This window comes from Pseudarthrobacter sp. CC4, assembly GCF_048957775.1.
Classification (GTDB): Bacteria; Actinomycetota; Actinomycetes; order Actinomycetales; family Micrococcaceae; genus Arthrobacter.
This window is the reverse complement of the sequence record NZ_JARCCZ010000004.1, coordinates 41,694-59,781: the sequence shown is the minus strand read 5'-3', so window position 1 is coordinate 59,781 and position 18,088 is coordinate 41,694. Positions and strand designations below refer to the sequence as shown.

The following is an 18,088-nucleotide window of genomic DNA, read 5'->3' as shown; positions in this document are numbered from 1 at the left end:
GGGGGAACGATCGCGCAGGGGGAACAATAGAGCCATGGCACGAGGTAATCTGCGCATCTTTCTTGGGGCTGCGCCCGGGGCAGGCAAGACGTTTGCGTTGCTGGAAGAAGGCCGCAGGCTGGCCGGGGAGGGCTTCGACGTCGTCGTCGGTGCGGTCGCTGCCAAAGGCCGTGCCGACAATGAGGAGATGCTGGAGGGCCTGGAGCTGTGCCCGAAACCGGGGACCGAGGGCCTGGAAGGCGGGCTGGACGTCCAGGCCGTTAAGGACCGGGCGCCGGACATTGTCCTGGTGGACGACTACGCCGCCGCCTCGGGCGGTGTGCACCGGTGGGAGCAGGTGGACACCCTGCTCGACGCCGGGATCAACGTCATCTCCACCCTGGACATCAGGAACCTGGAATCCCTCTCCGACGCGGTCCGGGAGGTCACGGGAGAGCAGGAATCACTCACTGTCCCGGACACCGTGGTGCGGGGCGCCGGCCAGATCGAACTGGTGGACGCCTCGCCTGAGCTGCTGCGCCAGCGGCTTGCCGACGGAAAGATCTACGGCACCCGGGAAGAGGCCGACGCCGCGCTTGCCGGCGTTTTCCGCATCGGCACGCTCGCCGCCCTGCGGGAGCTCGCACTGTTGTGGCTGGCTGAGCGCGTGGACGCAGACCTGTCCGACTACAAGGAATTGAAGAGGGTCCGGGAGAGCTGGCCGGCCCGGGAAAAGATCGCCGTCGGGGTGGGCGGGAAGAGCCGCGACCAGGTCCTGGTCCGCCGTGCCGCAAGGATGCTCGCCGCGGCCACCGGCGCGGAGCTCCACGTAATCCACGTCCGTACCGGCACGGAGGGAGCCGCGGAGTCCGGCAAGGACCTGGAGATGCTGCGCAGGCTCACGGCAGAATTCGGCGGCGTATTCCACGCCATCGGCGGGCGGGACGTCGGGCAGGCCCTGGTGGACTTCGCCCGGAGCATCAACGCCACCCAGATCATGGTGGGGTCCCCCTCGCGCCGGTCCCCTTTCCGGGGCCGGAGCGGGGTGGCAGCCGGTGTGCTGAGGGATGCGGGCGCCATGGATGTCCACCTCATCAACCACCTTCCCGGCCCCTCCGGCGGCCAGAGGCGGACGCCTCCCCGGCTGGGCCGGCGCCGGGAGATCCCCGCGTTTGCCCTGGCGGTGGGGCTTCCCCCTGCCCTGCAGTTCATCCTGGACCTCCTCCCCCACAACCAGCTGTCAACGGACATGCTGGTCCACCTGACCGGCATTGTGGGCGTCGCCCTGCTCGGGGGGCTTTGGCCGGCCGTGGCGGCGGCCGTCCTCGCAGGGCTCATCGTCAACTACTTCAGTGTCCGGCCGGTCGGGTCCCTGTCAGTCCTCGATCCGGAAAACGTCCTGGCGCTGCTCATCTTTGTCCTGGTGGCGGTGGCCGTCTCGCTGGTGGTGGACCGCTCGGCCAAGCTCAGCAAGGAAGCACACATAGCCGGCGCGGAGGCCGCCGTCCTGGGCGAACTGAGCCGCCGGGCCGTCGCCGAGGGCAACAGCATCCCCGCCTTCCTGGACCAGGTCAGGGAACATTTCCAGGTGAAGTGTGCCGGGCTGTGGGCCAGGCGCGGGACCGGCAGGTCCGCGGTCTGGGAGCTCCGGGAATTCTCCGGCGAACCCCGCCCCGCTGAAGTATCGGAGGCGGACACGGTGGAGCAGCTGAACGGGGACAGGATGCTCACCCTGACGGGAAGGGAACTCTCGCAGGACGAAAGGCGGCTGCTGGCCGCCTTCGGCGCACACCTGCTGGCCATGGTGCAGCGCGAGGAACTCTCTGCCAGCCAGCGTGAAAACCTGCGCCTGGCCGAGGGCAACACCATGCGGACCTCCATCCTGCGGGCGGTGTCCCATGACCTGCGCACCCCCCTGGCCGGCATCAAGCTGGCCTCCAGCAGCCTGCGGGACAAGAGCATCACCTTCGGGCCCGAGGAACAGGAAGAACTCCTGGCCACCATCGAGTACGGCGCGGACAGGCTGGACCGGCTGGTCAGCAACCTCCTGGACATGTCCAGGATCACGGCCGATTCGGTGGCGCCCCTCATCCGCCCGGTCTACTGGGTGGATGTGGTGGGCGAGGCACTGCGGGGAACGGACTCGGAGCGCCTCCGGGTGCTGCTGCCGGACAACATGCCCCCCGTAGATGCGGACCCGGGGATGCTGGAGCGCGTCATCGCCAACCTCGTGGAGAACGCACTCAAGTACGCCCCGGATTCCGATGTGGTGATTGCCGGCGCGGTGGGAGGTGCGGGCAGTGCGAGAATTGGGGATGTTCCCGCCAGTGAGCTCACCGTGGTTGATCACGGCTCGGGCATCCCCGCCGATGAGGTCCTGGCCATGTTCCGGCCCTTCCAGCGCGCGGATGACACCACTCCGGGGACGGGGATCGGCCTTGGCCTGGCTGTCGCAAAGGGGTTCACCGAGGCCATGGGCGGGGTCCTACTGGCTGAACCCACTCCTGGCGGGGGCCTGACCATGGTGGTCCGGCTGCCGCTCTCCACCGGCGCCGCGCCGGAACCCGGCATAAGGGGGGCATCATGGCAACAGTCCTGATTGTTGACGACGAGGTCCAGATCCTCCGTGCGCTCCAGATCAACCTGAACGCCAGGGGCTATTCCACCGTGACCGCGTTCACCGGCCAGAGCGCGCTGGAGCAGGCTGCGCAGCACCCGGTGGACATCATCATCCTGGACCTGGGGCTTCCCGACCTGGACGGCGTCGAGGTCATCCGCCGCCTCAGGCGTTGGAACAAAGTGCCCATCCTGGTCCTCTCGGCACGGCACGGCTCCGAGGACAAGATCCTGGCCCTGGACGCCGGCGCGGATGACTACGTAACCAAGCCGTTCGGGATGGATGAACTCCTTGCCCGGCTCCGCGCCGCCCTGCGCCGCGGGGCCCCGGGGGACGCCCCGGTTGTGAAGACGGATGTGTTCACTGTTAATCTGCCCGCCAAACAGGTGACCCGCCGCGGAGTGCCTGTGCGGCTGACGCCCACCGAGTGGAACATCCTGGAACTGCTGGTCAGGAACAGCGGCGCCCTGGTCACCCACGAGGACATCCTTACCCGGGTGTGGGGCCCGGGTTACGCGGACGAGACCGCCTACCTGCGGGTCTACCTGGCACAGCTGCGGCGGAAGCTTGAACTGGACCCGGCCAACCCCCGGCACCTACTCACTGAAACCGGCCTGGGGTACCGCTTCCAGGAGTGACCCTCCGGACCCGGTGAATCCCTGCGCCGCTACACCCTGCGCTGCTGCGGCAGAGGCGTTAAGAAAGCATTAAGATCCCCGGAAACGCCCGTTGGACAGGAACTGCCCGGTGCTAGGCTCCGGTGGTTACAGCACAGTGCCGCGCCTGGAAACGGGGGCCGGTGTGTCCTCATCCGGCAGAAAAGAAAGACACGTCCCTTGACGGCTCCCGCCCAGTTCTCCCTTCCCGCCACCGTTCCCAACCCTGAACGTGAAATAGTGCCCGGCAGCGCCTTCACCCGGTGGCTGCTTGAACACCGGGTGCACCAGCCCGTCGGCCCGGAAGCCGCCGAAGCCCATGCCCCGCAGCAGAGCTGGTGGAAGGTCATGTGCCTCACCGGGGTGGACTACTTCTCAACCCTGTCCTATCTTCCGGGCATCGCGGCCCTGGCCGCCGGTGCGCTGTCCCCGCTCGCCACCCTGCTGATCGTGGCCCTGACGCTGCTCGGAATGCTGCCCATGTACCGGCGGGTGGCCAAGGAAAGCCCCCACGGGCAGGGGTCCGTGGCCATGCTCGAACGGCTCCTGCCGTTCTGGCGAGGCAAGGTCTTCGTGCTGATCCTGCTCGGCTTCGTGGCCACGTCCTGGATCGTCACCATCACCCTGTCAGCCGCCGACGCCTCCGTGCACCTGCTCGAGAACCCGTTCCTGCCGCACTTCCTGGAAGGCCAGGCCGTCACGATCACCGTGGTCCTGCTCCTGATCCTGGGCGGGGTGTTCCTGATGGGCTTCTCCGAAGCCGTGGCCGTGGCCATCCCGCTGGTAGCGGTCTTCCTGCTGATGAATGCGGTGATCATCGGGGCAGGAGTCATGGAGATCTTCACTACCCCCGGCGCCCTGAACGGCTGGACCTCCGCCCTCACGTCCTCCGGCGGAGGCTTGGGCGGGGTCGTCGGCCCGGCCCTGATGGCTTTCCCCCTGCTGGTGCTGGGGCTGTCAGGCTTCGAGACCGGCGTCAGCATGATGCCCCTGGTGGCCTCCGAAGGCGCCACTGCCGAGGAGAAGCTCGCCGCCAAGATCAAGAACACCCGCAAACTCCTGACCGCAGCCGCGGTCATCATGAGCGTGTACCTGATCGGCAGCAGCTTCGTCACCACGGTCCTGATCCCTGCTGAACAGTTCCAGGACGGCGGCGAAGCGAACGGCCGCGCCCTGGCATACCTTGCCCACGAAAAGCTCGGCAACGGCTTCGGCTCCGTCTATGACATCAGCAGCATCCTCATCCTCTGGTTCGCCGGCGCCTCGGCGATGGCCGGCCTGATCAACATCGTGCCGCGCTACCTGCCCTCCTACGGCATGGCCCCGGACTGGTCCCGCGCCGTCCGCCCGGTGGTGCTGGTCTACACGGCCATCAGCGTCCTGATCACCATCGGCTTCAACGCCGACGTCAACGCCCAGGCCGGTGCCTACGCCACAGGCGTCCTGGCCATGATGGTTTCCGGCGCCATCGCCGTCACCATTTCCGCCATCCGCCGGAAGCAGCGCGCGGCGTCCATCGGCTTCACCGTGCTCACGCTGGTGATGCTCTACGCGCTGGCCGCCAACGTGATCGAAAAACCGGACGGCATCACCATCTCCGCGTTCTTCATCCTTGGCATCATTGCCATCTCCCTCGTCTCCCGCGTCAGCCGCACCACTGAGCTGCGCGTGGACAAAATAGAGTTCGACGACGGCGCACGCCGCTTCATCAGGGACACGCTGGAGTACGACGGCCGGATCAACCTGATCGCCAACCGTCCGCAGGACCGGGACGGCGCCGAGTACAGGGACAAGGAAGCGGTGCAGCGGGAAAACAACCCCGTGCCCGGCACCGCGGATGTCATCTTCCTGGAAATCGACATCACCGACCCCTCCGAGTTCAGCGAGACCCTGGAAGTCCGGGGCGTGGAAGTGGACGGCCACAGGATCCTGCGCGCCAACAGCCCGGCGGCACCCAACGCCATCGCCGCGATCCTCCTTGCGCTGCGGGACGGCACGGGTGTCAAACCGCACGCCTACTTCGAGTGGTCCGAAGGTAACCCGCTGGCCCACCTGATGCGCTACCTTCTCCTGGGCCGCGGCGACACTGCCCCGGTGGTCCGGGAAATCATCCGCGAAAACGAACCCGACCCGGACCGCCGCCCGGGCATCCACGTGGGATGAGCCTGCGCAGGAGCGGCCCGCCGCCGTCGGATTCGCCGAATGCCGGGAACCCCGGCACGGAACCGGCCAATGTCGCCGCAATCCAGAAGATGCTCCGGGACGCCAAAAGCGGGAAGGAAAGCAAAAAGGACAACTTTGTCCGCCGCCTGCTGACCCACCCCGTCAGGGCCGTCCCGGTGGCCTTCCTGCTGGTCATCATCACGGGCGGCGCCCTGCTGATGATCCCGGCAGCCCGGCAGGACGGGGGCTCCGCGGAGTTCATCGATGCGCTGTTCACCTCCGTCTCCGCCGTCTGCGTCACGGGTCTGATCACCGTAGACACCGCCACCTACTGGACACCGTTCGGGCAGGGAATCATCCTGGGCCTCATCCAGGTGGGCGGGTTCGGAATCATGACCCTGGCAACGCTGCTGGCGCTGCTGGTCCGCAAGAGCATCGGCCTTCGCGGCCAGCTTGTGGCCCAGTCCGAGACCCACACCCTGAACCTGGGGGACGTCCGGGCAGTGCTGCTCCGGGTGGCCAAGATCATGCTCGGCTTCGAGGCAGCAACAGCCTTGATCCTGACCGCCCGGTTCTGGATCGCTTACGACCAGAACCCTGCCACCGCCCTGTGGCACGGGCTGTTCCATGCCATCTCAGCGTTCAACAACGCGGGCTTTTCCCTCTTCAGCGACAACCTGATCGGCTTCGCCGAAGACCCGTGGATCATCGTTCCGATCTGCCTCGCCGTGATTGCCGGCGGGCTCGGTTTCCCGGTGCTCATCCAGCTCACCCGCGCTGAGGTGGCGCCGAAGAACTGGACCGTCCACCTGCGCCTGACCGTCTACGGAACGCTGCTGCTCCTGGTGGCCGGCTTCGCACTGTTCGCGGCCTTCGAGTGGAACAGGCACCAAACCCTGGGCCCGCTTTCCCTGACGGGCAAAATCCTGGGCTCCTTCGCCGGCAGCGTCTTTCCCCGCACCGCCGGCTTCAACAGCATTGACTACGGTGCCGCTGCCCCCGAAACGCTGATGGTCACCAACATCCTGATGTTCATCGGCGGCGGCAGCGCCGGCACCGCCGGTGGTATCAAGATCACGACGTTCCTGGTGCTGGGCTTCGCCATCTGGAATGAGGTCCGCGGCCGCGACCAGGTGACCATCGCCCACCGCTCCATCAGCTCGTCCTCCCAGCGGCAGGCCCTGTCCGTCGCACTGCTGGGGATCGCCGCCGTCGTCATTGGAACCATGCTCCTGCTGATGTTCACGGACTACAGCCTGGAAAAGGTCCTTTTCGAATCCATCTCCGCATTCGCCACGGTGGGCATGAGCACCGGCATCACGTACGACCTCCCCCCGGCAGCGAAATGGGTGCTTATGGCGCTCATGTTCACCGGCCGCATCGGAACGGTGGCGGTGGCGTCAGCACTCGCCCTGGCGGCCCGCCCGCGCCTCTTCCGGCTGCCGGAGGAACGGCCCATCATCGGCTGACATCCGCCAGGGCCGGTACAAAGGCGTTCCGCCGCGACGGGCCCGTCCGCAGGGAACCCTGCTTCAGGGAACCCTGCTTCAGGGAACCCTGCTCAGCGGATCCGGCGCCGGTAGGCTGCGATGGCGAAGCCGTAGGCCAGGGCGAGGAGGCCTGCCAGCCAGGCGACGGCGGTCCAGGCTTCACTGCCCACGGGTTCCTGGGCCAGCAGGGCCCGGAGGGTATCCACGACGGAGGTCACGGGCTGGTTCTCTGCGAACCACGCGACCGGGCCGGGCATGGATCCGGTAGGCACGAACGCCGAGCTGATGAACGGAAGGAAGATCAGCGGGTAGCTGAACGCGCTCGCCCCGTCCACGGTCCTCGCGGAAAGGCCGGCGATCACGGCGATCCAGGTCAGTGCGAGGGTGAAAAGGACCAGGATGCCGGCGACGGCGAGCCAGGCGGCCGGGGAGGCCCCGGTGCGGAAACCCATGATGAGCGCGACGCCGATGACGATCGCCACGGAGGCCAGGTTCGCCACCAGGGAGGTGAGCACGTGGGCCCAGAGGACGCTCGGCCTCGCGATCGGCATCGACTGGAAGCGCTCGAAGATGCCGCCCTGCAAGTCGAGGAACAGCCGGTAGGCAGTGTACGCGACGCCGGATGCGATGGTGATGAGGAGGATGCCGGGGAGCATGTAGTTGACGTAGGACTCGTCGGATCCGGTGTTGATGGCGCCGCCGAACACGTACACGAACAGCAGCATCAGCGCGATCGGGGTGACCGCGGTGGTCATGATGGTGTCCGGGCTGCGCAGGATGTGGCGCAGCGAGCGGCCGGTGAGGACGCCGGTGTCGCCGAGGACGTGGGTTGTCATCGGAGGTCCTTTCGTGCCCCGCCGACCAGGGTGAGGAAGACATCCTCCAGGGAGGGCTGCTTCTCGATGTATTCCACCCGGGCGGGCGGGAGGAGTTGCTTGAGTTCGGCGAGGGTTCCGTTCTGGATGATGGTCCCCTCGTGCAGGATCGCAATGCGGTCGGCGAGTTGTTCGGCTTCCTCGAGGTGCTGCGTGGTGAGCAGGACTGTGGTGCCCTGGCCTGCCAGCCTCTTGACGGTCTGCCAGACCTCGAGGCGCGCCTGCGGGTCCAGCCCGGTGGTCGGTTCGTCGAGGAAGATGACCGGCGGGTTGCCGATCAGGCTCATGGCAATGTCCAGCCGGCGGCGCATGCCACCGGAGTATGTTGATGCTTTCCGGTTTCCGGCTTCGGTGAGCGAGAACCGGGCCAGCAGGTCGTCGGCGATAGCTCCGGGGTCCTTCAGGTGGCGCAACCTGGCCACCAGCACCAGGTTCTCCCGGCCGGTAAGCACTTCGTCGACGGCGGCGAACTGGCCTGTCAGGCTGATCGCCCCGCGCACGTCGCCGGGGTGCGTGGCGACGTCGAAACCGTGCACGGTGGCAGTGCCTGCGTCGGCCTTCAGCAGCGTTGACAGGATCCGCACGAGGGTGGTCTTTCCGGCTCCGTTCGAGCCGAGCAGCGCGAAGATACTTCCCGCCTTCACGTCGAAGTCGACGCCCCGCAGCACGTGCAGGTCCTTGAACGACTTCTCGATGCCGTGCACCCGGATGGCGGGTTGCACGGCCTGGTCTGCGGTCATTTCCGTTCCTTCCTTAGCGGCGCGGTTACGCGCCGTCCCCGGATGCTTCGTCAATGGAGTCAGCCAGGCGCTTGCGTTCCTTGTTGATCCATTGCCCGTCCGCGTAGTTCTGGATAAAGGTGTCGGCGAACTCCACGGGGTCCTCCCCCACGATGTCGCGGATGGGCGTGCCGTCAACGGCCGCCCGCTCAATCAGGTCTGCGAGGTCCTCAAGCATCTGCATGAGGACATCACCCTTGACGATTGACCCGGCATACATGAAGTAGCGTTCAAGTCCATCGATCGCCGTCCGGTAGCTCTTGGGGAGTTCTTCCTTGCGGGCCTTGTACCGGCGCCAGCGCTTTTTGTCCTCGAAAGGGCCTGTAACCCGCTCGATCCATCCTGGGGCCATGGTTACTCTCCTTGTTCCTGGGGGTTATTGACGTGACGGTGAAGTTGTCCGATCCGCTTTTCGAGGAAGCTCCAGGACCTCCAGAACTCTTCGAGGTACTCCCTGCCCTGCGCGTTCAGCGAATAGACCTTGCGCGGCGGCCCCTTCTCGGACGGGACTTTTGCCACGTCCACCAGGCCGCGCTGCTCGATCCTGACCAGCAGGGCGTAGACAGTCCCCTCGGCAATATCGGCGAAGCCCTGCTCCCGCAGCCGCGCCGTGATGTCGTAGCCATAGGCCGGCTGCACGGCCAGGATGGCCAGGATGATGCCCTCGAGTGTTCCCTTGAGCATCTCGGTCATCTGCTTGCCCATGTGGCCGCCCTCCAGCTACCTAGTAGTACTGACTACCGGTACATAGTAACACTGAATAGCAGCCCGGCAAGGGCGGTGGCAGGAAAGAAATATCCCTTCTTTTTGGCCGTGACCTGCGTGCCAGCCTTAGACTTTTGGCAGGTGCAAGAGCCGGGGGGCCAAGTGGAAGAACAAGGCGTTTGCCTGGTCATAGAAGATGACCCGGACATCCGTGGATTGATTACTGTCGTGCTGGGCCGTGCAGGATTCAAGGTGCTGACCGCAGAATCCGGGGCCGAGGGAATTGCCGCGTGCACAGCCGCCGGCTCCTCCCTGTCCCTGATCACCCTTGACCTCGGCCTGCCGGACATGGACGGTCATGAGGTTGCCCGGGCACTGCGGGAAGTGACCCAGACTCCGCTGCTGTTCCTCACCGCCAGGTCTGAGGAAGAGGACGTCCTTTCCGGAATGGCGTCAGGAGCCGCCGCCTACATCACCAAGCCTTTCCTTCCACGGGCCTTGAAGGAAGCGGCCCTGGGCCTGGCGGGGCTTCAGGGCCGCACGAAGCTTCCGGCAACGGGGAAACCCTAACCGTTGTAATAATTGGCCTGATGTTGCGTCCGTCACATTCAGCCCCTACTCTGATTGAGGCTTAAGAAACAGGCCATAGCAAGAAGCTGCAGCGTCGCAGCCAATGCCGGGGAAGGCTTTACAACTTGAATTCCAAGCTGAACATTGTTGTCCGTGTAGATCTCGACCACGCCAGGGCCCTCGTGATTGCCAAGGGGCACGTCACCGTCCACAGCGTCAACGCCCTTTATGTAGTAGTTAAACGCGCCAATTCCCTGCGGAATGGCCTCGACCTCGAACTGGACATTTCCCACGCCCGGGTGGACCCGGAAGCGCTGGAAATGCTCCATACGTCCTCTGCAACACACCACCTGCCGGCCAGGATCGATCCGGAGCAGGCACCCTGCACCATCAGCGTCCTTGCACCGCGCGCAGACGCCGGGCGCCGCGCTTATTCGCCGGCCCTCATCGCCGCCTAGGCACCCAAGGCAACGGCACCCGAAGCGCCCAATCGTCGGGCCAGGGAGCCAGCCGCAACATTTTTTCTTCGTGGTTTCCACGGCCTGTGAGCGCAGTTGTATCCGAATGGACGGGTAGCTGCGCTCCGGGCCTGCCGCAAGCCCATCAGGCATCGACGTCGCGCCGCCGGAATCCCAGCACAGCCATTGCAAGGAGCACGACGGCGGTCGCGGCAGAAACTGCCACGCTTCCGCCGTCGAGTCCGTTCCGCAAGGGATCGTGGCCGATGTACTGGTAGAAGGGCGAAAACTCCTGGATGTCTGCCAGCCAGTCCACCAGGGGCGCCAGGCCGTTGACAACGTAGGCGACCACGGCCACCAGCGCGGGCACACCCTTGCTGATTCCGGTCCGCCCCGTGGAGGCGGACAGCATCAGGGCCAACGTTCCAAAGACCACGCCCAGGAGGGCCAGGTGCAGCATGGCGGCGGCCACCTTGCCGGCTGGCAGGTCGAGGTCCACGAGGTTCCCCTCCGCCACCAGGGCCACACCCATGACGGCAGCGATCAGGAAGGTCCCTGCGGTCATGGCCAGGAATTTGTCCAGGACCACACGGCTCCTGCTGACCGGGTTGGAAAGCAGCAGGTCCAGGGTGTGGCGGTCTTCCTCGCCGGCGATTGCCCCGGCACCCGAGCCGACGGCGTACATCAAAACCGCGGCCGGTCCCATAAAGGCAAGCAGTTCCACCTGGACGTAGCCCGTGGGGGTGGACATGTCCGCGCCGGAGGAAGCGAACAGGGCCCTGAACGCCTCGGGCATCTGGTCCAAGAGGTCGCTCATGGAGGGCTGGTCCCGCACTGTGGGCCAGAACGCCACGTACATGGCAATAAGCAGCGCAACCGAAATGCACCAGCCGAGGAGCGCCCGGCCCTGGTCCCGGAGTGCCTTGGCCAGAACGTTAGTGAGCATCGGGACCTTCTGTTCCGGCGTGCTGCGGCCCGTAATAGGTGAGGAAGGTATCCTCCAGTGGCGCTTCCGCGCACTCGAAGTCCACTACCCGGTGCGCGCTGACCCTTTTCAGCAAAGCGTCGAGGGAGGCCTGGGGCGCATTGCAGGTCATGGTCCGTTTGTTCACCACGAGGTCGCGAAGGCCGGGCAGGTCTTCGTAGTCCGAGTGGGCTATGTCTTCGGCGAAACTGGCGCGGACCCGGTGCAAAGACCGGGCAGCGAGCTCCTGCAGGCGCTCCACGGCAACGAGGCGCCCTTCGCGCACCACTCCGATCCGGTCCGCAACCCGTTCCACTTCCCCGAGCACGTGGGAGGAAAGCAGCACGGAACCGCCGGCCGCGGTGTGCTCGCGGAGAAACGAATGGAAAACCTGCTGTACCAGGGGGTCCATGCCGCTGGTGGGTTCGTCGAGCACCAGCAGCCGTGGGCTGGACATCATGGCCAGAACCACCGCCAGCTTTTGCCGGTTCCCCCGTGAGAGCGTCTTTGCCGGGCGGTCCAGGTCAAGGTCCATCCCGGCGGCCAGCTCTATGGCCCGTGCCGAGGCATCGTGGCGGCGGAGATGGGAGCAGAAGGCAATGTGGTCGCGGCCGGTGAGCCGGTCATAGAGTGCCGGTTCGCCGGGGACGTAACCCACCAGCTGCCGCACCTCCACGGACTGCCGCCACGAGTCCCGACCCAGGATTTCCGCACGCCCCGCAGTCGGGCGCAGCATGCCCATCAGGACGCGGATCGTCGTCGTCTTGCCCGCCCCGTTGGGCCCGAGGTAGCCGAAGACTTCGCCCTCGCCAATAGTGAAGCTCACGCCGTCCAGTGCGGTGGTCTTCCCGAAGCTCTTTCGGAGGTCCACCAGCTGCACCACCGCATCAGCGCCCATACCCCAGTTTCCGGCCGGGGCTCCCCGGCCCACAGAGTCTTTCGACCTTGGAACGGGCTAACTGCTGCAGTGCGCCTCCAGCCATTCCTTGAGGAGGGGGGCCGGAAGCGGACGGGTGAAGTGGTAACCCTGGGCAAGATCGCAGCCCATCTCCTTGAGGGTTCGCAGCTGGCCGGACGTTTCCACGCCTTCGGCAACGGCCCGCAGGCCCACCGCGTGTGCCAGCTCGATGCAGCTGCCCACGATTGCGGCGTCCCCCTTGTCCGAGTCCAGTCCGCCGATGAAGGAACGGTCGATCTTCAACTCGTCAATCGGGAATTTCTTCAGGTAAGTCAGGCTGGAGTATCCCGTCCCGAAGTCGTCGACAGCAAGGCCCACGCCCAGGTTCTTGAGGGCGGTCAGGGACTCGAGGGCAGCGCCGGGATCCGCCATCAAGGCTGTTTCGGTGATCTCCAGGAGCAGCACCGCGGGGTCCATCCGCCGAAGCCGGAGGGCCTCTTCCACCATCGGCACCAGCCCGGGGTCATTCAGCTGCCGGGCTGACAGGTTGACCGCAACCTCGAGCTCCGCGGCACGGCGGCCCTCGCGGCGCCAACTGGCTGCCTGCCTGAGGGTTTCATCCAGGACCCACGCGCCCAGGGGCCGCACCAGGCCTGATTCCTCGGCCATGGTGATGAATTCCGACGGCGGCAGCAGCCCGCGGGTCGGGTGCTGCCACCTGACCAGGGCTTCCACCCCGCTGGCGAGGCCGGTGCGCAGGTCCACGCGGGGCTGGTAATGCACCCGCAGGTCGCCGTCGCTGATCCCCCGGCGCAGCTCGCCGAGGGACCGGAGCCGGTCCACGGTGGGGTCGGATTCCGCGTGCCGGTGAATCTCCCAGCGGTTGCGGCCGAGCGCCTTTGCCCGGAACATCGCGATGTCTGCGCGGCGGACAAGGTCGTCCAGGGTTTCCGGTTCGTCCCCGGATACGGCCACTCCGATGCTTGCGGAGGTCACGATCTCCAGGCCCTCGAGCAGGATCGGGGCGCTGAGGACGTCCAGGAGCCTGGCCGCGAGCGCTGTTGCTTCCTCGGCGGCCCCAAACACGTCCACCACGAGAAACTCGTCCCCGGAAAGCCGGGCCACGGTGCGGGCCTCCCCGGCCGCCGGCACCAGCCGCTGCGCCACGGACTTCAGGAGTTCGTCCCCGGCGGCATGGCCCAGGCTGTCATTGACCGCCTTGAAATGGTCAAGGTCAATGAAGAGGGCGGCCAGGGTGCCAGTGCCGTTAGGGCGATGCGCCAGGATCGGACTGAGCCTGGCTCTCAGCCCCGCCCTGTTGGGGAGGCCGGTCAAGGCATCGTGGGCTGCAAGGTGCTGCAGTTCGGTTTCGGCCTGCACCCGCCGGGCTTCGGATTCCTCGGCCTCCCGAAGGGCGGACACCAGTTCTTTTTCGTACATCCGGCGTTCGTGGGCGCTGAAGATGATGACGCGGACACTCGCGGCCTGCTGCGGGGAGCCGGGAGATCTCGAGGCCGAGAGCAGCGCCGCTCGGCGCTGTCCGTCAGCGGCAATAATCTCGATGGCTATTTCCGAAATGGCGCCGGCAATACCCAACTGCGGGATGCAGTGCGTGGAGTACAGCATCTGGTCGCCGACGGGCATCAGGGACTGCAGCCTGTTTCCCAGGAGTTCCGCCGGGGCATAACCCGACCAGTTCGCAAAGGTGTCGTTGACCGCGGTGATGTTCCCGGCGTCGTCCGTTACCAGGTAGCCGCACGGCGCCTTGTGGAACAGTGACTCGAAGTCCGCCGGCCCGCCGGCCTGGGCGCCTGTCACGGGCCGGCGGCAAGGTACTGCCGTACGGCCGCCGCTGTTGCCTCCGGTGCGCTGACGTGCGGGCAATGTCCGGTGGCCTCGAGTTGCACCAGCGAACTGCGTCCCAACTGCCGGTTCAAGTACGTTCCCACTTCGGGCGGCGCGAGCAGATCGTCGGAGCACTGCAGGATCAGGCTGCTGGTGCGTACTTTGCCGAGTTCGTTCCGGGTGTCGGAGAGGAAGGTGACCCTGGCGAAGTGCCGCGCGATGGAGGGGTTGGTCCGGCAGAAGCTGCCGCGGAGATCCTCGGCCAGTTCGGGTTCGTCCGGGTTGCCCATCACCATCGGCGCGAGGGCTGCGGCCCAGGCAAAGTAGTTGCTGTCCAGGGAGTCCAGCAGGCTCTCGATGTCCTCCCGCGAGAACCCGCCCACGTAGCCGCTGGACGGGTCGTTGGTGTAGCGGGGCGACGGCGCCACCAGGACCAGGTGCGAGAAGCGGCCGGGCTCCTGGACCGCCGCAATCACGGAAATCATGGCGCTGACGCTGTGGCCGACGACGGTGACGTCCCTCAGGTCAAGGGCCGCGCAGATTTCCAGCAGGTCAGTCGCATAGCCGTCCAGGGATCCGTATTTGGCGCGGTCGTAGGCAGAGGCGTCCGAGCGCCCGGCGCCGACGTGGTCAAACAGGACCAGCCGGTAGTCATCGGCGAAATGCGGCAGGAGCCTGCGCCACATGTCCTGGTCGCAGCCGAAACCATGCGCGAACAGCATCACCGGCCCATCAGGGCGGCCGGAGAGGGTGACGTTGTTCCGGCGGATAACCGGCGAAACCGTTGCGGGTGCCGCTTCGACCATTTCTTCACCAAACGTAAGGAGGCTGACCTTATTCCTGCATCAGATACTATCGGCGGGACGTCCCGGAATCCTAGGTTTCCGGCGGCCGGCATTACGGTGCGGCGCTAGTCCTCCACGAACTCCAGGAGGTCGCCGGGCTGGCACTCGAGGACCCGGCACATCGCTTCCAGCGTGCTGAAGCGGACCGCCTTGGCACGGCCGTTTTTCAGGACCGCCACATTGGCGGGCGTGAGGCCGACACGTTCGGCAAACTCCCCCACGCTCATCTTCCGTTTGGCCAGTTCGACGTCGATGCGCACCACGATGGGCATCAGATGACGGCTTCCATGTCCGCGCGGAGGTCCGCAGCCTGCCGGAGCAGAGCGCGGAGCACCACCACCACAAGGCCAAGGGCGGCGCCGGCCACCAGGACCAGCAGCAGCAGGAGCGGCAGTCCGGGATCGTCGGCGTTGAGGACCACCACGGCGGCGAGCGCGGCGAGCATGGCCCAGCCGGCCGTGATGGCCCACACGATCGCGTTCACCCACACCAGGGCGCCGCGGCTGAAGATCCTGTCCTGCCTGACAAGCGTCAGCAGCTTCCAGGTGCTCACGATCACCACTTGGACGCAGGCCACCTCCAGGATGAAGAACATGGTCAGCGGCCACTGCAGGTACGCCCGTTCAGGGTTCTCCTGCGCCATATGGGCGAACTGGCCGGGAATGGACATGACCTGGAACAGGACCAAGAGGAGGAACGCGGCAACGAGCACGATCCTAAGAGCAGTGACGGCCAGGCGGGTGATTTTCATGTATCGAGTTTCGACCACTACCTATCGAAAGTCAATCGATAGGGGCCGGGCCTCGCGGAGGGTGGGTTCCCGGGCCGGATCAGGGAACCAGTTGGGCCCTGCGGAACCGGAGCTCCCTCCGGGCGCCGTTGAGCGGTGATCCCGTAAAGGGCAGGGCGTCCAGGTCGATGCCCTCGGCTGCTCTGAGGGCAAGGGCATTGGCGGCAGCCGCTGCCCGCGGGGGCAGCGCGATGGCGGCTGCGAACTCCTGCCAGTGCCTGGCTTTGAGTCCCTTGACCTTGCCGGCGATGGGCAGCGCCATGGTGTCGTCGCCGTAGAGCAGTGTGCACGGGATGTCGTACATCGGGGAAACGGCCCAGCCGCCGTTCCGGCCCGCAAGGATGGCGGCGTTTTTGGCGTGGAGGTCCCCGTTGCCGGTCAGCCAGGCGAAGGCGAACTGCAGGTAGAGGTTCCTGGCGGCCACGGCCTTGGCCTTGCACAGTCCGGCCAGCGCCAGGACCAGGCGCTCGGAGCTGACCGCGTATTTCGACGCCGGCGGAAGGTTCAGCACCTGCGCCCCGTCCTCGAGCGCCAGCCGGACCGGCCCGTCAGCGTGGACGCGGTCGAACCGCTCCACAAGGAGTCCCGGCCTGCCTTTCCTGTCGGTGACCACGCTGTGTTTGGCCACCGGTATCTTGAGGGCTTTGGCCCCGGCGAGGTGGGCAGCCTCGTTCACCACAAGGTGCGGGTACTGGGGAGGGTCCAGTTTGAGGAGGTAGCGCCGGTTGGCGAGGGCCAGCGGCGTGGTCATCATTGAGGCACTGGCTTTGTGCTGCACGCCGGGGAGTCCGTGCGGGTCCACCGCGTCCGCCAGGTACGCGAAGTCCAGGTCCTCCGGCCGGGATGTATCCGCCAGCGGCTGCTGCTCCACCAGGGGTTCGCCTGCCGGGACAACCTGCACATCGCCGGGCACATCCGCGCCGACGGCGAGGAGCAGGCTCAGCTCATCGCCCAGGCTCGTCTTAACGGCGTCCTTGAGCACGGTGAGCCGGTGGCCTTCCGGCAGGAGGCCGGAGAAGAAGGCGGGCAGTGCGCCGCTGGGCGATTCCACGGGTTCGGCAGTGACGGGCAGGGTGGTTGCCACGGGCCGCGCACCGGCACGGAGGTAGTGCTCAGCATAGGAGAAGGTCACGCTGCCGCGTTCCGTGCGGGTCAGGTGCCCTGCCAGGATGCCTGCCTTGTACACATCCGCCCCGCGGACGAATTTGAGGCGCCGCAGGTCCTCACTCATCGGTAGCCCGGAGGTGGAGCCCCACCGCGTTGGCGGCGGCGGCCACCGTAACCAGGGACGGGTTGCCCGTGCCTGTTTCAATGGCATGGATGGTGCGGGCGGAGGTACCCGCAAGGTCCGCCAGCGTGGCCTGGGTAATTCCGGACTCCTTCCGCGCGCGCCGGATCATCTCCCCAATGGCCGCCACGTCTTCCATCGTTCCCTTTCCGCAGGATATTGCCGATTAACACGCTTGCTCCTGCCACAATCCACCAGAACAAGGAAAACCGCAAGATATTGCAGAAAGGAAAGCAGTCTCCCCCGCAAAGTCACCGATGGGCCAAAACCGGAAATATCCTTCCGATTAAAAGGCACGTTCCGGCCCTGCGCGCTGGTCCCGCTAAGGCATGACGGAGGGCCCCTGCAGGTGTAGTCTAGGGCTTGCAACTGCAGGCCTGCGCGCGATCAGGCTGCTGCGGCTGTGCATGGTGAGGGCGTGCGTAACTGGGCTGCGCGCCCCGTTTCGGCCCACGCAGCTGGGGCAACGGATCGGCCATCTGCGCCGAGCCAACGGAAACGTTGGCTGCGGCCAAGGGAATATTGTGTCCATCCTCCGAATGGACTGACAGTGCTCTTTAGAGGCAAATCATGAAATCCCATCTCCGCCCATTACTCATGCTGTTCGCGGCCCTGCTGCTCGTTTTCACAACGGGGTTGTCTGCAGCGCAGGCCGCCAGCCCGCATTTCAAAAAGAACGGCGAACCGGTCTGTACCGTGACCTACACCGGGTCATCAGCTTCAGTCACCTGCCACACAGTGCTCGCGGGCCTGGGGGGCGAGGATCTGCTCGCTACGGTGACCGTTTCCGGTTCCGCCGTCTACCAGTGCCAGAACCAGGGCGGCAACGTCGCGCCCGGGCAGAACAAGGTCCTGGTGGGCCCTGTGACGGCGCCTAAATTGGTCCCCAAGGACGCCATCAAGAACGGAAATCTCACCCTCCACACCGACCCCGCGGTCCTTTCCGCGCCAAGAACAGTCACTGCCGCTGAAGCTGGCTGCGCCAACTCCAACTGGACGGGCGTCAACCCCGTTCTGTCCGTGACCTCCGTTAAGTTGGTCATTGAACAGCCCGTAGGAACAGTCATCTTCACCTGCGAGGCCACCGGTACCCGGCTGACCGGTGACGTGCCCCTCACCTGCTAACCAAGCAGGGATTTGAACAATGAAGGCCCGCCCCTCCTGCA

19 protein-coding genes are annotated in these 18,088 nt (G+C 66.0%); 7 read left to right on the top strand and 12 right to left on the bottom strand.

The window, feature by feature from the left end; all coding sequences use genetic code 11:
• Positions 1-34 precede the first annotated feature (34 nt).
• From PV768_RS04675 to PV768_RS04660, 4 genes are all read left to right on the top strand, one after another.
• Entirely contained in the window at positions 35-2,578 is a 2,544-nt protein-coding gene (locus tag PV768_RS04675; RefSeq protein ID WP_421092400.1) for a DUF4118 domain-containing protein, read from the top strand.
• Positions 2,563-3,234 carry a response regulator gene (locus tag PV768_RS04670; RefSeq protein ID WP_157241488.1) on the top strand — a complete coding sequence of 224 codons (672 nt, stop codon included), beginning with the start codon at positions 2,563-2,565 and terminating at the stop codon, positions 3,232-3,234. The genes PV768_RS04675 and PV768_RS04670 overlap by 16 nt, the downstream gene beginning before the upstream one ends.
• A 198-nt stretch (positions 3,235-3,432) precedes the next feature.
• Entirely contained in the window at positions 3,433-5,415 is a 1,983-nt protein-coding gene (locus tag PV768_RS04665; RefSeq protein ID WP_157241487.1) for an amino acid transporter, read from the top strand.
• Between the two features lie 89 nt (positions 5,416-5,504).
• On the top strand, positions 5,505-6,884 hold the full coding sequence (locus PV768_RS04660; protein ID WP_157242990.1) for a TrkH family potassium uptake protein: 1,380 nt from the start codon (positions 5,505-5,507) through the stop codon (positions 6,882-6,884).
• 92 nt (positions 6,885-6,976) lie between these two features.
• Here the strand turns inward: PV768_RS04660 and PV768_RS04655 are convergent, their stop codons facing one another.
• Genes PV768_RS04655 through PV768_RS04640 form a run of 4 tightly spaced genes read right to left on the bottom strand, consistent with a single transcriptional unit; the run spans position 6,977 to position 9,264 of the window.
• On the bottom strand, positions 6,977-7,741 hold the full coding sequence (locus PV768_RS04655; RefSeq protein WP_421092399.1) for an ABC transporter permease: 765 nt from the start codon (positions 7,739-7,741) through the stop codon (positions 6,977-6,979).
• A complete protein-coding gene (locus PV768_RS04650) occupies positions 7,738-8,520 on the bottom strand; it encodes an ABC transporter ATP-binding protein (RefSeq protein ID WP_421092398.1) in 783 nt (260 codons plus the stop codon). The genes PV768_RS04655 and PV768_RS04650 overlap by 4 nt, the downstream gene beginning before the upstream one ends.
• Positions 8,521-8,545: 25 nt before the next feature.
• Positions 8,546-8,911 carry a DUF1048 domain-containing protein gene (locus PV768_RS04645; protein ID WP_421092397.1) on the bottom strand — a complete coding sequence of 122 codons (366 nt, stop codon included), beginning with the start codon at positions 8,909-8,911 and terminating at the stop codon, positions 8,546-8,548.
• 2 nt (positions 8,912-8,913) lie between these two features.
• The gene (locus PV768_RS04640) at positions 8,914-9,264 is read right to left on the bottom strand and encodes a PadR family transcriptional regulator (RefSeq protein WP_421092396.1); all 351 of its coding nucleotides are present in this window, start codon (positions 9,262-9,264) and stop codon (positions 8,914-8,916) included.
• A 108-nt stretch (positions 9,265-9,372) separates the two neighbouring features.
• Here PV768_RS04640 and PV768_RS04635 point away from each other — a divergent pair, with 108 nt between their 5' ends.
• The gene (locus PV768_RS04635) at positions 9,373-9,834 is read left to right on the top strand and encodes a response regulator transcription factor (protein WP_421092395.1); all 462 of its coding nucleotides are present in this window, start codon (positions 9,373-9,375) and stop codon (positions 9,832-9,834) included.
• Positions 9,835-9,959: 125 nt separating this feature from the next.
• A complete protein-coding gene (locus tag PV768_RS04630) occupies positions 9,960-10,292 on the top strand; it encodes a hypothetical protein (protein WP_157241482.1) in 333 nt (110 codons plus the stop codon).
• A gap of 145 nt (positions 10,293-10,437) precedes the next feature.
• On the opposite strand, the gene PV768_RS04625 is transcribed toward PV768_RS04630, so the two are convergent.
• The 8 genes from PV768_RS04625 to PV768_RS04590 form a co-directional block, all read right to left on the bottom strand.
• Positions 10,438-11,238, bottom strand: a complete 801-nt coding sequence (locus tag PV768_RS04625; RefSeq protein WP_421092394.1) for an ABC transporter permease subunit — start codon at positions 11,236-11,238, stop codon at positions 10,438-10,440.
• A complete protein-coding gene (locus tag PV768_RS04620; RefSeq protein ID WP_421092393.1) occupies positions 11,228-12,154 on the bottom strand; it encodes an ABC transporter ATP-binding protein in 927 nt (308 codons plus the stop codon). Before PV768_RS04620 ends, PV768_RS04625 begins: the two co-directional genes overlap by 11 nt.
• Positions 12,155-12,211: 57 nt before the next feature.
• Positions 12,212-13,972 carry an EAL domain-containing protein gene (locus PV768_RS04615; protein WP_421092392.1) on the bottom strand — a complete coding sequence of 587 codons (1,761 nt, stop codon included), beginning with the start codon at positions 13,970-13,972 and terminating at the stop codon, positions 12,212-12,214.
• A complete protein-coding gene (locus tag PV768_RS04610) occupies positions 13,969-14,805 on the bottom strand; it encodes an alpha/beta fold hydrolase (RefSeq protein WP_421092391.1) in 837 nt (278 codons plus the stop codon). Before PV768_RS04610 ends, PV768_RS04615 begins: the two co-directional genes overlap by 4 nt.
• A 104-nt stretch (positions 14,806-14,909) precedes the next feature.
• Positions 14,910-15,116: a helix-turn-helix domain-containing protein gene (locus PV768_RS04605; RefSeq protein ID WP_104998778.1), complete on the bottom strand. Its 207-nt coding sequence runs from the start codon at positions 15,114-15,116 to the stop codon at positions 14,910-14,912.
• A complete protein-coding gene (locus tag PV768_RS04600) occupies positions 15,116-15,595 on the bottom strand; it encodes a DUF2975 domain-containing protein (RefSeq protein ID WP_421092390.1) in 480 nt (159 codons plus the stop codon). Before PV768_RS04600 ends, PV768_RS04605 begins: the two co-directional genes overlap by 1 nt.
• 79 nt (positions 15,596-15,674) lie before the next feature.
• Complete coding sequence (locus PV768_RS04595; protein WP_421092389.1) at positions 15,675-16,865, bottom strand: type II toxin-antitoxin system HipA family toxin; 1,191 nt, start codon at positions 16,863-16,865, stop codon at positions 15,675-15,677.
• Complete coding sequence (locus tag PV768_RS04590; RefSeq protein WP_157241475.1) at positions 16,858-17,061, bottom strand: helix-turn-helix transcriptional regulator; 204 nt, start codon at positions 17,059-17,061, stop codon at positions 16,858-16,860. The genes PV768_RS04595 and PV768_RS04590 overlap by 8 nt, the downstream gene beginning before the upstream one ends.
• 431 nt (positions 17,062-17,492) lie before the next feature.
• Here PV768_RS04590 and PV768_RS04585 point away from each other — a divergent pair, with 431 nt between their 5' ends.
• On the top strand, positions 17,493-18,047 hold the full coding sequence (locus tag PV768_RS04585; RefSeq protein WP_157241474.1) for a hypothetical protein: 555 nt from the start codon (positions 17,493-17,495) through the stop codon (positions 18,045-18,047).
• The last annotated feature ends 41 nt before the right edge of the window (positions 18,048-18,088 follow it).